Raw genomic sequence first — 12,647 nt, 5'->3', positions numbered from 1 at the left:
ACAAAACCCCCGACCATCTAGTGATGATCGGGGGTTTTTAAGATATCTGGTGGAGCTGGACAGAATTGAACTGACGGCCTCTTGAATGCCATTCAAGCGCTCTCCCAACTGAGCTACAGCCCCACGGCGAAAAGCACAATGACTAAAATACGCCTGTTTGTCAACAACTTCTTGCAAAAAAATTATAATTCTTTCAAATCAGCGGCTCAAGCCGTTTGCCGGGCGTCATACAAGTCCGCTTTGTACGCCTTCGGGAACCTGCACCCTTCCGGCCAGCCCCAGTATCCACAGAAAGCCCTGACGGAACAGCAAACCTGTCCTATCTGCCCACCTCTTCGGCCAGCCGGGCCATCTCTGCTCCGGCGTTTTTCAGCGCGTGCGCCAGAACGTCATTGGCCACAGCATAGGAAAGGCGGATGCAATTGTCGTCGCCAAAGGCCGCGCCGGGCACAAGGGCCACATACGCCTTGTCCAGCAGGTGGGTGCACAGCTCGGTGGAGTTGTTCACCGTGCCGCCATAGCACTTGCGCACGTCCACAAAAAGATAAAAGGCCCCGTCAGGCTTGGGGCACACGGCCCAAGGCCAGGAGCCTATGATCTTCATTCCCAGATCGCGACGGCGCATAAAGGCCTCGCGCATGGTGTCGATGCAGTCCGTGGGGCCGGTCAGGGCCGCCAGAGCCGCCTTTTGCGCTATGGAGCAGATGCTGGAGGTGCTGTGTCCCTGCATGGACGATATTTTTTTTATCAGCGTGGGGTGCGCGGCAAGAAAACCCACCCGCCAGCCTGTCATGGCGTAGCTTTTTGAAAGCCCGTTGAGCACGGCCACCTGCTCGGGATAGCGCGCAAACCAGCCGATAGCGCTGGTCATTTTGGCCGGAGCAAAAACAAGCTGGTCATAAATTTCGTCAGACAGCACAAAAATGCCGCGTGCCAAAGCCCAGTCCATAATGGCCGTAAACTCCGCGTTGGTGTACACCGCCCCTGTGGGGTTGCTGGGCGAGTTGAGGATAAGAAGACGTGTTTTGTCCGTAGCCGCGGCATCCAGCATGCCGGGCGTTACCTTGAAGCCCTGCTCCGGCCCGGCGTGCACGGTAACCGGCACCCCTCCCGCCAGCATGACCATATCAGGGTAGCTCAGCCAGTATGGCGCGGGAATAAGCACCTCATCACCCGGATTAACAGTGGCCTGCAAAAAATTGTAGAGGCAATGCTTGCCCCCGGCCCCGATAACAATGGATTCCTGCGGCACGGGCACGCCATAGGCGCGGTCAAAATACGCTCCGGCGGCCTTGCGCAGATCCGGAATGCCGGGCACGGCGGTATAACGGCAAAAATTTGCGTCAATGGCGGCCTTGGCGGCCTCACAGACGTGGGGCGGCGTGGGAAAGTCCGGTTCGCCCACGGCCAGACTGGTTACGGCAACGCCCTGGGCCTTGAGTTCCAGGGCGCGACTGTTGACACTGAGGGTCAGAGAGGGTTTGATGCTGCTCAAACGATCTGAAATCTGCATGAGAGGCTCCTTCACGAAGGGGGACGCAATGCGGCGCATGCGGCGAGATTACAGCCGCTAATTTTATCAGCTTCGCCACGGGGTGTAAATGCGTACCAAACAGAACGACGCCGCGACCATAAAATCCGGCAGCCCGCAGCCGCAGGACTGCGGCCGGATGCACCACCCGCAGCAATCACAACAGACCCGTCAGGCACAGCAAAAAAAAACCTGCGGCCTACAAACAGACCAGGCGGCGCAAGATGCCCCTGCCCACACCGAGGCCCCGGCCGCCGCAAACATGCCCAAGCAGATTCCCCATACGGCACACCAGCCCCTGCTGCCCATGCCGCAGGGCTGCGTGATCGGCAGCTTTGTGCAGCGGCGCAAGCGCTTCAGCGTAGAACTGCGCGTCAACGGCGGGGAGCTGTGGGTACACAGCAATAATTCCGGCAGCATGCTGGGCCTCACCCGGCCGGGCAATCCCGTTCTTGCTTCCCCGGCGGCCAATCCTGCCCGCAAGCTCAAATATACGCAGGAGTGCGTATGGCTGCCCCAGACGGCAACGCCCGCCGCCCCTGATGCCCCTGCCGGCGCCGATCCATACGCCAGACCCGGCTTTTGGGTAGGTGTAAACACCAATATGCCCAACCGCATGCTTGAGGCCGCCTTTCATGCCGGACGCCTTGCCTTTGCGCAAGGCTACACCAGCCTTGTCCGCGAGGCCAGACGCGGGCAAAGCCGCCTGGACGGATTGCTCACAGGTCCCGGCCTGCCGCCCCTGTGGGTGGAATGTAAAAACGTCACCATGATGGAAGACGACGCCGCCTGCTTTCCTGACGCGGCCAGCGAACGCGGACAAAAACATCTGCGCGAGCTGATGGACATTGTGGCCCAGGGCGAACGGGCCGCCATGCTGTACCTTGTGCAGCGCCCGGACGGCAGCTGTTTTGCCCCGGCGGACTTTATCGACCCGGAATACGCGCGCCTTTTTTACGCCGCGCTAGCCTGCGGGGTGGAAATATACCCGTACCGTGCTCTTGTGGATGTAGCGGGCATAGACCTCGGCCCGCTCATTCCCCTGCGCCCTGCGCCGCAAAACGGCTAAACGCGGACCATAAAAAAGGTCCCCTGGGGACCTTTTGAGAGTATTATAATTTGAAAAACCTAAATGCCCCAACGCGGCACAAGAGTGTAACGCGCCGCATCGCCACGTAGATTCTGCCAAAAACTGCATCTCTGGCAGAATGACAACCTTGAGATGCTTCACATTTCAAAGCCATCCACGCCAGAGCAGCTAGAGCAATTACCCCTCCAAATGATTGCTTCCGGTCGGCAAAGCCGCCCTTCAATCATTGGGGGACAAAAATTTGGAGACAAATCCTTATAGGCACTTCAAGTGCGAAATACTCTAGCGTTACCATACCCCGATGCTGCCTGCGGCTCTTCTGAAATAAAGGGTTACGACGCATTTTTGCTGTCCATTCCAGCTTCCCCCGCCCGGCAAGGCCAATCGCCTTACGGCGTTTTGCGCAGCGTCAAGACAGAGCATCATGCAAAATGCGGACGCGCCCGCAGCAGCAGAGGACACGCCCCACGGAATCAGACCGCCGCATCCACCAGCAGGTTATCCCTGTGTATGACTTCGGGGTAATGGGCATCACCAAGAATGGCCGCCACCTCATGGCGCTTAAGCCCCATGATCTTCTTGAGCTCCGGCGCACTGTAGTTGGAAAGTCCCACACCGATGCTTTCACCCTTGTGCAGTACGCGCACAAGGCCCCCCCGCTGAAAGGTTCCTTCCACCGCGCACACGCCGCCGGGCAGCAGACTGCTGCCCTTGTGCAGCAAGGCTTTGGCCGCACCGTCATCCACATGCACGCTGCCCGCAGGGTCAGACTGATAGGCCAGCCAGAACTTGCGCCGCGTGATTGCGTGTTGCCCGGACCGCACCCAGGTTCCGCGCGTGAACGGTTCATGCCCGTCAGGCGCGGGGCATACCCCGGCAGCGGCAAAGGCCCGGCTGATGACCCAAGGCTCACGGCCGGGCAGAATCAGTGTGGGTACGCCCAGTTGCGCGGCACGGCGCGCGGCCAGCAGCTTGGAATACATGCCACCTGTGCCCACCAGCGTCTTGCCGCCGCAAAGCTGCCCCAGATCCAGCGTTGCCACATCGTCGATATGGTCCATAACGGGCGCATCGGGATATTTTTGCGGATCAGCCGCGAGCACACCCGACGAAGAGGTCAGATTGATAAAAAGATCGGCTTCCACCAGATTTATAAGCAGGCTCGCCAGACAGTCATTATCACCAAACTTCAGTTCGCTGATGGATACCGTGTCGTTTTCATTGACGATCGGCAATACATCCCAGTGCAGCAATTCGGCAAAGGTATTACGGGCATTGAGAAAGCGTTGGCGCGCGCGAAGGTCGTCACGCGTCAGCAGCACCTGTGCCGTAGGCATGCCGTGGGCCAGAAAAACCTTGTCCCAGGCCTGCATAAGCTGGCCCTGCCCCACAGCCGCCGCGGCCTGACGCGCAGCCAGGCCCGCAGTTTCCACCACGCGACCCCGGCTTGTCAGGGCGGCACGCCCGGCCGCCACCGCGCCCGAAGAAACCAGCACCAGACGGCGCGCCCCCTGCTGGGGCTGCCCCGCCGGATCACTGACAAGGGGCAGGTCGCGCAAAGCGGCAAGCTGTGCGGCAAGCCCCGCCAGCACAGGGCTGCTCAGCCCGCTGGCATCCGTCAGCACGGCGCTGCCCACCTTGACCACAATTACCCGCGCCTGAGCCAGAACGCGCGCGCGCTCCTGCTGCCAGGTTTCAGACCGCTCTTCTTCAGAGCCACACGTGCCGCACTGCTCCGGCCGTCCGGCTCCGGACGCCGTGCCATGAGGGCGCTGCCTGCTCATATCCGCTCCACATCCCGCTATTCGCGGGTATAGATGACTTCAATTTCGGGAAATTCCTCTTCCTCCACATCGGTGAGGCCTTCCAGACGCACAATCGGCTCGTTGCGTGCGGTGCTCTCGCAAACCTGCCAAAGCTCCTGCACCAGAGGCTCAAGACCCAGGTCATCGCGGGCAGAAATGAAGTAAACCTCGCGCCCGTCGGCTCTGGCCCGCTCTTTCAGGGCTTCCAGCCTTTCAGGGCTTACAAGGTCGATTTTGTTCACCACCTCGATCTGCCTGCGCTCGCCAAGCTCCGCGTCAAACCGGCGCAGCTCTTCATTGACCAGGCTGAAGCCCGCCCAGGGGTCTTCATCGCCCACATCCTCGATGCTGAGAATGTGCACGAGAAAACGTGTGCGCTCCACATGCTTGAGAAAACGCAGGCCAAGCCCCTGCCCTTCGTGCGCCCCTTCGATCAGACCCGGGATGTCGGCAATGACCATGCGCCTGTCCGGGTCGACCTCATCAATCATCACCCCCAGGTTGGGGGTAAGCGTGGTGAAGGGATACGCGGCAATCTTGGGCCGCGCGGCCGACACCTGCGAAATGAATGTGGATTTTCCGGCGTTGGGCAAGCCTATCAGACCGGCGTCCGCCAGAATTTTCAGCTCAAGCCGCAGATTGAATTCCTCTCCGGGTTCGCCGGGTTGCGAAAACCGCGGCGCGCGCATGGTCGAAGACTTGAAATGCTCATTCCCCTTGCCGCCGCGGCCGCCGCTGGCTACCAGCACTTCCGCATCCGGCTCGCTCAGGTCGGCCACCAGCACTTCACCTTCGGGACCTTCCGCGTACACCAGCGTTCCCACGGGCAGATTCAGAACCAGATTTTCGCCCTTGCGGCCATCGCACTGGCTGCCCTCGCCGGGGCGGCCGTTCTGTGCCTCGTACAGGCGCTTGAGGCGAAAGTCGTACAGCGAGAGCAGCCGGTTATCTGCCTTGAGGTACACAGAACCGCCATCCCCCCCGTTGCCGCCGTCCGGGCCGCCTCGGGGTACAAATTTTTCGCGCCGGAAGGACAGGCAGCCGTGCCCGCCTTTGCCGGCACGCACCTGAATTCTGGCTTCATCCACAAATCTCATGCAATATCCTCTGCCCGATGCTTACGGGCTTGTTTTTCAGCGGCATGTTGCGGCCGGCAGGGTCACGGCACACAAACACCGAAAGGGAAGAAGCCTTGCGGCCCCTTCCCTTATCAATAAAATCCCACGCGGCCGCGCTAGCTGGCGGCCGCCTCCACATGCACGCGCGTAAGCACGCGACGCTTGCGGATATACTTTTCAAAGCGCACCACGCCATCAATCTTGGCAAACAGGGTAAAATCCCTGCCCATGCCCACGTTGACGCCGGGGTGCACAGTGGTGCCCAACTGGCGCACCAGAATATTGCCGGCAAGAACACGCTGGCCGCCGAAACGTTTAACGCCGCGCCTCTGGCCTACACTGTCGCGGCCGTTACGCGAAGAGCCGCCTGCTTTCTTTTGAGCCATAATAGCCTCCCTGGTGCGCTGAACCCTGAAGCTCAGCTGGGCGAGTAAATTTTTCGCTCAACCAGACAAACTGGCTCCCTGAGGAACCTGCATGTCCGGACATCGGGCGTTCGCCCTCACGCCCGCCAGAACCTCATAAAAGGTTCTAGCCGTTGATGCTCTTGACGCGAATGGTGGTGAAATCCTGACGATGACCGCGCATCTTGCGCGAGTCATTGCGGCGCCAGCGCTTGAACACCTTGATCTTCGGGCCGCGCCCGTGATCCACCACTTCCGCCGTAACGGCGGCCCCGGCAAGATAGGGAGCGCCGACTTTGCATTCAGCGCCGCCGACCATCAGCACCTTGTCCAGGGAAATTTCGCTTCCGGCCTGCGCCGCGAGCTTTTCCACAACGATCTTGGAACCTTCTTCAACGCGGTACTGTTTTCCGCCGGTTTCGATAATCGCGTACATGATATCAACCTCCAAAAAGAGAAAGGCATATTTGCCCTATTGCACGGCAAATGTCAAGCGCCTTCCGCATTTTTTCGGCAAGGACGCGCCGCCGCCGCCCCGGGGCGGCGGCATGCAGCCGCACGGCGCTTGTACCTCAAGGGCAGTCGCGGCACAAGCGAAAAATCGTCCCACAAGCGCGTTCTTGCAGCATATACAGCCAAACCCATAGTTTTTCCTGCGAGTTTTCCTTGGCATACTGCCCTTGCGCTGCTATGTTTTGCGGCGATGAACGATACCATTACCCTTCAGATAGAAAGCCTGACCCATGACGGTCGCGGCCTGGCCCGCGCCCACGGCGACGCGATTTCCATATCCGGCTCCGCTCCGGCGGGCGGTCGGGCCTCCGGGCGCACCCGCAACCGTGGCACTGTTGTTTTTGTGACCGGCGGCCTGCCCGGGCAGACCGTGCGTGCGCGCATCACCCGCCGCAAATCCAGCTTCTGTGAAGCCGAAATGCTGGAAGTCCTGCAGGATGCCCCGCGCTCTGCACCGCCCGCCTGTACCCACCACGGCGACTGTGGCGGATGCCCGCTGCAGACCATGCCGTACGATATGCAGTTGCAGTGGAAGCGCCGCATCGCCCTTGATGCCATGAGCCGCATCGGCGGCCTGGACGCCGGGCTTGTGGAGAGCCTGTTTACCAGTGTCCTGCCTTCTCCCGCGCTTGAACAGTACCGCAACAAGATGGAACTGGCCTTTGCCGGCAGCGGCACGGAGGGCGACCCCCTGATACTCGGCCTGCGCCGCCGGAACGGGCGCGGCGTGGTTTCTGTGCCTCAATGCGCCCTGCTGCCCGCCGCAGCCCGTGACATTGTCCGCATGGCGGCTGATCTGGCGGCACAAAGCGGACTGCCGGCGCATACCCCACGCGATCAGGCCCGCTACAGGCAAGCGCCCCAGGAAGACACTGCGCACCACGGCAAGCCGGACGGCAAAGGCAGGCGCGGCTCACGCCCGGCCCGCCGTGCACCCGCAAACAGCATCGCAGCAGCAGCTATGGCCGCAGAAGCAGTGCAGAACAACGGCTTCTGGCGTTTCCTCGTTTTGCGGCGCGGGCTTTCCGCCGACCTGCGCACTCCCGGCTGGTGGGCACTTTGCATCACCAGCCCGGGCAGCCATGAAGAGCAGGAAAAAGTACGAACTGTGGGCCAGAAGCTGCTCCAGTCCTTTCCCGTGCTGGCCGGATTCATTCACGAAGAACGCGCCAGTGAAGACGCCCTGGCCCAAGGGCAGAAGCGCATCGCCAGCCTGGACAGGACCGGCGCGCACAATCCGGCCTCGGCCCGCTTTTGGCAGCCCCTTGGCGGGCGCCATTTCGCCCTGGATGCCGCATCGTTTTTTCAGGTCAATACCGCTGCGGCGCAGGTGCTGGCAGACACGGCACTGGGCATGCTCAAGCGGCATGTCAGCCAGGAATCTCCCGCGCTGCTCGATCTCTACTGCGGCGTGGGCGCTCCGGGCCTGCTCATGGCAGACCGCTGCGGCCGCCTGCTCGGCCTGGAACAGGACGCAAAAGCTGTTGCCCTGGCACAGGCCAACGCCGCCGCCATGGGCTTTACCCATTGCTCCTACGTGGCCGGCGACGCCGCCCAGCGGCTGGACAGACTTGCCCCCGCGCACGAAAATTACTGGCACCCCACGGAAACATGGGACGCCGTGCTGGTGGACCCGCCGCGCGCGGGCCTTGCCCCCCGCGCCCTGAATGCACTGCTGCGGCTCAATGCCCACACCATACTTTATGTGTCATGTAATCCGGCCACGCTGGCCCGGGACGCGGCCCGGCTTCGCGGGGCCTACCGGCTGGTGGAAATGGCCGCAGTGGACCTGTTTCCGCATACACCGCATGTGGAATGCCTGACCCTGTGGCAAAGCCTGTAAGGCCATGCGCCATGCATATTTCCGCGTAAAGTCATTGACGCGGCGCGAAGGCTGTGATAATTTACACAGCGTTGGGGTTTATAACGTCCATCCCTGTAACGCGCGAGAGCAAATGCAAATCAGCTGCCTGCGCAGGCAGCCCTGGCGCGGGAGGGGGCATGTCGTTCAAGGATTTTCTCAAGCAACAGCAAAGCGGCCTTGAAGCCATGGCCAACACCGGGGTCATAGGCCTGCACTTGGTCAGCGGCCCGGCAGTGGGATTTGCCATAGGCTATGGCATTGACTACTGGCTGCATACAGGTCCCTGGGGCAAACTGATTTTTCTGCTTATCGGCATCGCCGCCGGCTTTCTGAATGTTTACCGCGACACCAAGGCGCTGCTGAAAAAAATGGCCAGGCAGGACGCTCTGCGCAAAGGGCTGACCCCGCAAAGCGAGGCCGCAAGCGCTCCTTCAGGGGAGCAGGGCAAAACGGATGGCCGTGACCGGCAAAAAGAGCATGATACACAGCCTTGACGCCTGGCTTTGGCGGCGTGGCCTTGACCATCCCGCAGTGCGCGTCATGGTCCGCAATGAAATACTAATTGCTGCCGCCGTTCTGCTTGCTGGCGTACTGACCTTCACGGTACTGCCCTGGATTTTCTGGTTTGGAGTGGGCCTGGCCATCATGGCCTGGACATTCTGGGGGCTGGCACGATTTTTTCTGCGCCGGGGCCTGGGCGATTACAGCACAGCCTTTTTGCGCATTGTGATAATTCGTTGGCTTGGCAGGCTTGTCTTGGTGGGGGGCATCCTATATATATCCCTCATCGTGTATCAGGCTCCGGTGTTTGCCCTTGTGGGCGGCATGCTGGCGGGCGGGTTCTGTGCCCTTGTCAGCTTTGCTCTGGCCGGGCGAGCCGCACGCCGCAGCCCATAGGAGAAGTCGCAGCCGAACCAAAAAAACGGCAACCGTACAGATTTATTGCATAACACCGCAACCGTCAGCCGCAGCCGCCCCATCAGGCCTGTGCGCGGTGAAAAAACGGCGGTACGATGCATGCAGTTCCGGCAGCCCGGCTGAAGCCGCGCGCAGGGCTGTACCCTGACAACGCGCAGGTAGATGCCTGCCGGATCATGACGCGGGCAGCACGAAAATTTTTGGGGAATGGCCTTAGGGCTTTACATCAACGCAGCGCCTAGGCGCGTATCGACCAGGAGGCATGGCTCATGGCAGGTGGTTTGCCGCATCCGGTATTGCTCTCCACATTTATGGGCATGGACGAAATCACCATCGGTGGACAGGTGGTGGAATTCAAACATGTATTCTACTCCTGGGTCTGCATGGCCATTCTGTTTGCTGTGGCCTGGGTCCTGCGAAGACGCCTGACGCTGGTGCCAGGCGGCTTGCAGAACTTTTTTGAGGCCATGGTAGACACCATCGAAAACTTTATCGTTTCCACCATGGGTGAGAACGGGCGCAAGTTCGTTCCCCTGCTGGCGGGCATTTTCATTTACATTTTCGGCATGAACCTCATGGGCCTTGTGCCCGGCTTCGACGCGCCTACCGCCAACCTCAACACCACGGTCTGTATGGCTCTCTTTGTGCTGGTGTTTTACAATGCGGTGGGTCTTATCCGCTGGAAAACGCATTATATCCACCATTTCACCGGGCCTTCCAAGTTCCTTATCCCGCTGATGTTCCCGCTTGAGGTGGTGTCGCACCTTTCCCGCCCGGTTTCGCTTTCACTCCGTCTTTTCGGCAACATCCGGGGTGAAGAAATCGTTATGGTGCTGTTTTTCATCATGGCGCCCATCCTGGGAACGCTGCCCATCTACGCGCTTTTCCTTCTGGGCAAGACCATGCAGGCTTTCGTGTTCTTCATGCTGACCATGTTCTACATCAAGGGCGCTCTTGAGGCTCCCGAACACTAGCCTTGCCACGGGCGGCCCTGCCGCCCTTCCCGCCGGCGGCAACCCGGCGGCGTCTCCTGCCGGACGTAAAACAGGCACGCTATAGTGGGGAATGGTCGTAATGACCCAACAATACAACAGTGCAAGGAGTGTCTCATGCGTAAACTTCTGATGATCGCCCTGAATACCGTGGCTCTTCTGGGTATGGCCACCATGGCTTTTGCTGCCAACCAGCTTGACGCCTCGGCCCTTGGCTACACCTGCCTGGCCGCCGCCCTTGGCATCGGCATTGCCGCCTTCGGTTGCGGTATCGGCATGGGCCTTGGCCTGAAGGGCGCCTGCGAAGGCGTTGCCCGCAACCCCGACGTGAGCGGCAAGATCACCGGTACCATGATTTTGGCCTTTGCCTTTATCGAATCCCTGGCCATTTACGCCCTGGTTATCAGCTTCATTCTGCTGTACGCCAACCCCTACGCGTAAGGCCGGACAGGTTTTGACACAAAAAAAGGAGGCTTCGGCCTCCTTTTTTATTTCCGCTTTTTTCCTCGCTACAACTGCCTTCAATTTCTACCTTCAGTGCCACTACATAGCGCACAAATGCCAGGCATAAACGAAGCTCGCGGGCGCAAAGTCCCTACTCTCACAGCGAGTTCGCGACAAAAAACCAAACAACGCGCAGCCTTTGTGTCTCCTCTCCACTGCCGCAACATGCCACCTATCTACGCTGCGGCTCTATCCCACAAAATAAAACTGGGAGCCTGTGCACCCAAAAGACACCCGACTCTCGCGCAACACGCGCCGGAGGCAGGCAAGGCCTTGCCGGAAAAACCGGGTAGCGCCCGTCCGATGACGCCCCGAACAGGAGCCCATACCGTTGGACGCCCCTCATCCTGCAGGTGGCTGAATATCCGACACGCCCCTTCAGCCAGAGCAATCCAAGGTTACATTGCCGTGGCGCTTACGTGATCAGTCGCCAACCGTGAAGGCGCAGCGCAACCTATTTTCGAGGTTACGTATCGTAGCAAACGTATCTTCACCGTTGCACAGCTCCAAAAAGCATACTGGAACGATTAACCGGCAACTCCGCAAATTCCCCGTCACGAGGCAGGGCCAATGCCCACAGGCACGGCCGCAACCAGCGGAAAAACAGCAGAATTTTCATGCGAGGCATTTTTACAAAAATATTTACCGCGACAGTAAACCTGCACTGCGGCAACCTGCCCTACCTGAACCGGCATTGCGAAAAAAATGACGAAACAGGCGAACCTGTGCAGATAGAAGCACGGACAGATGGATGCCATATGCCCAACTCGCGCAAAAAGTGGCATATTTTTAGAATATTGACCTTTTTTGTTGCACAGAACATATTCTGAAGCTTGGGGCTTAACCTTTGTACCCTTTTATAGTAGCCTTTTGATCACGAAAAATTCTTTTTGTAACATGAGCGCGTACTGGCTGCCCCAACCTGCGGCGAACGCCCACAACCAAAAAGGAATAAGCTGTAACATGCTTTTATAACAACAAAAAACACAAAAACAAATCCATGTGGCATGTTGGCTATCTTGTTACTATCACATTGGGGGGCAACCATCGTCAATGGTTGTGCATGCAACCCAATAGCGCTAAGTTGAGCGTGACATTGCCAGATCATAGAATTACGTATATTTTATATGCTCTTGGCAGTAACCATTGACAAAAGCAGCCCGGCTTGCACATTTGCTGGTTTTTGATAGACACTTTATTTCACGAGACGACATCTTCCCGTTGACAAGCTCGCGGCTTTCAAAAGGTACTTCTATGGCTAACCAACCCAAAAGCAAACACATTCCCCGCGCCACCATCCAGCGCCTCGCCACGTACGTACAGGTGCTGGAGAACTTCTCCCGCGACAATGTGGAGGTCATTTCCTCCAACCCCCTGGCCGAGGCCTGCGGGGTCAACGGTTCGCAGGTGCGCAAAGACCTTGCCTACTTTGGCGAGTTCGGCATTCGCGGGGTGGGCTACCATGTAAAATCCCTGATTGCCGCCATCACCTCTTCTCTTGGTGTTGACCGCGAATGGCGTATGGCCCTGATCGGTGTCGGCAACCTCGGCAAGGCCATCCTTAACCATGGTGAATTCCGCGCTCGCGGCTTCAATATCGTGGCCATATTTGACTGCGACCCCTTCAAGATCGGTGAAATTGTCCACGGCCTTGAAGTGCATTGCACCCGCGATCTCAAGGATATGGTGTCTGACCTGAATATTGAAATCGGCATCATCACCACCCCGCCTGAAAGGGCGCAGCGGGCTGCCCAGCACCTTATGGACGCGGGCATTACCTCCATACTGAACTTCGCGCCCGCGCGCATCAAGGTTCCTGAGCGTATCAATGTGGAATACGTTGACTTTTTCCACCACCTTTATGCTCTGGCCTTCAACCACCCCATGACCCGCTAGGGTTTTGGCCTT

The 12,647-nt window shown here is 59.2% G+C and carries 12 protein-coding genes and 1 tRNA gene; 7 read left to right on the top strand and 6 right to left on the bottom strand.

The features are described 5' to 3' along the window. Positions 1–47: 47 nt before the first annotated feature. Together ACZ495_RS12650 and ACZ495_RS12645 are read right to left on the bottom strand one after the other, a co-directional pair. Positions 48–123 (bottom strand) — tRNA-Ala (locus ACZ495_RS12650). 196 nt (positions 124–319) lie between these two features. Next, on the bottom strand, positions 320–1,513 hold the full coding sequence (locus ACZ495_RS12645; protein ID WP_464262370.1) for a pyridoxal phosphate-dependent aminotransferase: 1,194 nt from the start codon (positions 1,511–1,513) through the stop codon (positions 320–322). A gap of 280 nt (positions 1,514–1,793) precedes the next feature. Between ACZ495_RS12645 and sfsA the strand changes: the two genes are divergently transcribed. Beyond that, on the top strand, positions 1,794–2,600 hold the full coding sequence (gene sfsA, locus ACZ495_RS12640; RefSeq protein WP_015939247.1) for a DNA/RNA nuclease SfsA: 807 nt from the start codon (positions 1,794–1,796) through the stop codon (positions 2,598–2,600). A 494-nt stretch (positions 2,601–3,094) separates the two neighbouring features. Here sfsA and proB read toward each other — a convergent pair whose 3' ends face one another. The 4 genes from proB to rplU form a co-directional block, all read right to left on the bottom strand. After that, positions 3,095–4,405 carry a glutamate 5-kinase gene (proB, locus tag ACZ495_RS12635; protein ID WP_096152769.1) on the bottom strand — a complete coding sequence of 437 codons (1,311 nt, stop codon included), beginning with the start codon at positions 4,403–4,405 and terminating at the stop codon, positions 3,095–3,097. A 17-nt stretch (positions 4,406–4,422) separates the two neighbouring features. Next, positions 4,423–5,523: a GTPase ObgE gene (gene obgE / locus ACZ495_RS12630; RefSeq protein WP_296985213.1), complete on the bottom strand. Its 1,101-nt coding sequence runs from the start codon at positions 5,521–5,523 to the stop codon at positions 4,423–4,425. A gap of 137 nt (positions 5,524–5,660) precedes the next feature. Next, positions 5,661–5,930, bottom strand: a complete 270-nt coding sequence (gene rpmA / locus ACZ495_RS12625; protein WP_015939250.1) for a 50S ribosomal protein L27 — start codon at positions 5,928–5,930, stop codon at positions 5,661–5,663. Between the two features lie 145 nt (positions 5,931–6,075). Next, complete coding sequence (gene rplU / locus ACZ495_RS12620) at positions 6,076–6,384, bottom strand: 50S ribosomal protein L21 (protein WP_015939251.1); 309 nt, start codon at positions 6,382–6,384, stop codon at positions 6,076–6,078. A gap of 267 nt (positions 6,385–6,651) precedes the next feature. On the opposite strand from rplU, the gene ACZ495_RS12615 reads away from it, so the two are divergent. The 6 genes from ACZ495_RS12615 to ACZ495_RS12590 all read left to right on the top strand — a co-directional run bounded on the left by ACZ495_RS12615 (position 6,652) and on the right by ACZ495_RS12590 (position 12,635). Beyond that, the gene (locus ACZ495_RS12615) at positions 6,652–8,304 is read left to right on the top strand and encodes a class I SAM-dependent RNA methyltransferase (protein WP_464262369.1); all 1,653 of its coding nucleotides are present in this window, start codon (positions 6,652–6,654) and stop codon (positions 8,302–8,304) included. Positions 8,305–8,462: 158 nt separating this feature from the next. Further along, a complete protein-coding gene (locus tag ACZ495_RS12610; RefSeq protein WP_015939253.1) occupies positions 8,463–8,819 on the top strand; it encodes an AtpZ/AtpI family protein in 357 nt (118 codons plus the stop codon). After that, the gene (locus ACZ495_RS12605; protein WP_464262368.1) at positions 8,803–9,222 is read left to right on the top strand and encodes a hypothetical protein; all 420 of its coding nucleotides are present in this window, start codon (positions 8,803–8,805) and stop codon (positions 9,220–9,222) included. The genes ACZ495_RS12610 and ACZ495_RS12605 overlap by 17 nt, the downstream gene beginning before the upstream one ends. Positions 9,223–9,512: 290 nt before the next feature. Next, entirely contained in the window at positions 9,513–10,217 is a 705-nt protein-coding gene (atpB, locus tag ACZ495_RS12600; protein ID WP_015939255.1) for a F0F1 ATP synthase subunit A, read from the top strand. A gap of 135 nt (positions 10,218–10,352) precedes the next feature. Continuing rightward, positions 10,353–10,676: an ATP synthase F0 subunit C gene (gene atpE / locus ACZ495_RS12595; RefSeq protein WP_015939256.1), complete on the top strand. Its 324-nt coding sequence runs from the start codon at positions 10,353–10,355 to the stop codon at positions 10,674–10,676. Positions 10,677–11,993: 1,317 nt separating this feature from the next. Next, positions 11,994–12,635, top strand: coding sequence for a redox-sensing transcriptional repressor Rex (locus ACZ495_RS12590; protein ID WP_015939258.1), 642 nt, complete (start codon positions 11,994–11,996; stop codon positions 12,633–12,635). Positions 12,636–12,647: the final 12 nt, after the last annotated feature.

The sequence above is a fragment of the Desulfovibrio sp. GTC20076 genome (assembly GCF_055385905.1).
Note: the sequence above shows the minus strand (reverse complement) of the source record. Positions and strands in the feature narration are given on the sequence as shown.

What these genes read in the sequence shown, in the direction of transcription:
- ACZ495_RS12645 (WP_464262370.1), bottom strand. Translation starts at nt 1,513, where the DNA reads ATGCAGATTTCAGATCGTTTGAGCAGCATCAAACCCTCTCTGACCCTC.
- sfsA (WP_015939247.1), top strand. Translation starts at nt 1,794, where the DNA reads ATGCCCAAGCAGATTCCCCATACGGCACACCAGCCCCTGCTGCCCATG.
- proB (WP_096152769.1), bottom strand. Translation starts at nt 4,405, where the DNA reads ATGAGCAGGCAGCGCCCTCATGGCACGGCGTCCGGAGCCGGACGGCCG.
- obgE (WP_296985213.1), bottom strand. Translation starts at nt 5,523, where the DNA reads ATGAGATTTGTGGATGAAGCCAGAATTCAGGTGCGTGCCGGCAAAGGC.
- rpmA (WP_015939250.1), bottom strand. Translation starts at nt 5,930, where the DNA reads ATGGCTCAAAAGAAAGCAGGCGGCTCTTCGCGTAACGGCCGCGACAGT.
- rplU (WP_015939251.1), bottom strand. Translation starts at nt 6,384, where the DNA reads ATGTACGCGATTATCGAAACCGGCGGAAAACAGTACCGCGTTGAAGAA.
- ACZ495_RS12615 (WP_464262369.1), top strand. Translation starts at nt 6,652, where the DNA reads ATGAACGATACCATTACCCTTCAGATAGAAAGCCTGACCCATGACGGT.
- ACZ495_RS12610 (WP_015939253.1), top strand. Translation starts at nt 8,463, where the DNA reads ATGTCGTTCAAGGATTTTCTCAAGCAACAGCAAAGCGGCCTTGAAGCC.
- ACZ495_RS12605 (WP_464262368.1), top strand. Translation starts at nt 8,803, where the DNA reads ATGATACACAGCCTTGACGCCTGGCTTTGGCGGCGTGGCCTTGACCAT.
- atpB (WP_015939255.1), top strand. Translation starts at nt 9,513, where the DNA reads ATGGCAGGTGGTTTGCCGCATCCGGTATTGCTCTCCACATTTATGGGC.
- atpE (WP_015939256.1), top strand. Translation starts at nt 10,353, where the DNA reads ATGCGTAAACTTCTGATGATCGCCCTGAATACCGTGGCTCTTCTGGGT.
- ACZ495_RS12590 (WP_015939258.1), top strand. Translation starts at nt 11,994, where the DNA reads ATGGCTAACCAACCCAAAAGCAAACACATTCCCCGCGCCACCATCCAG.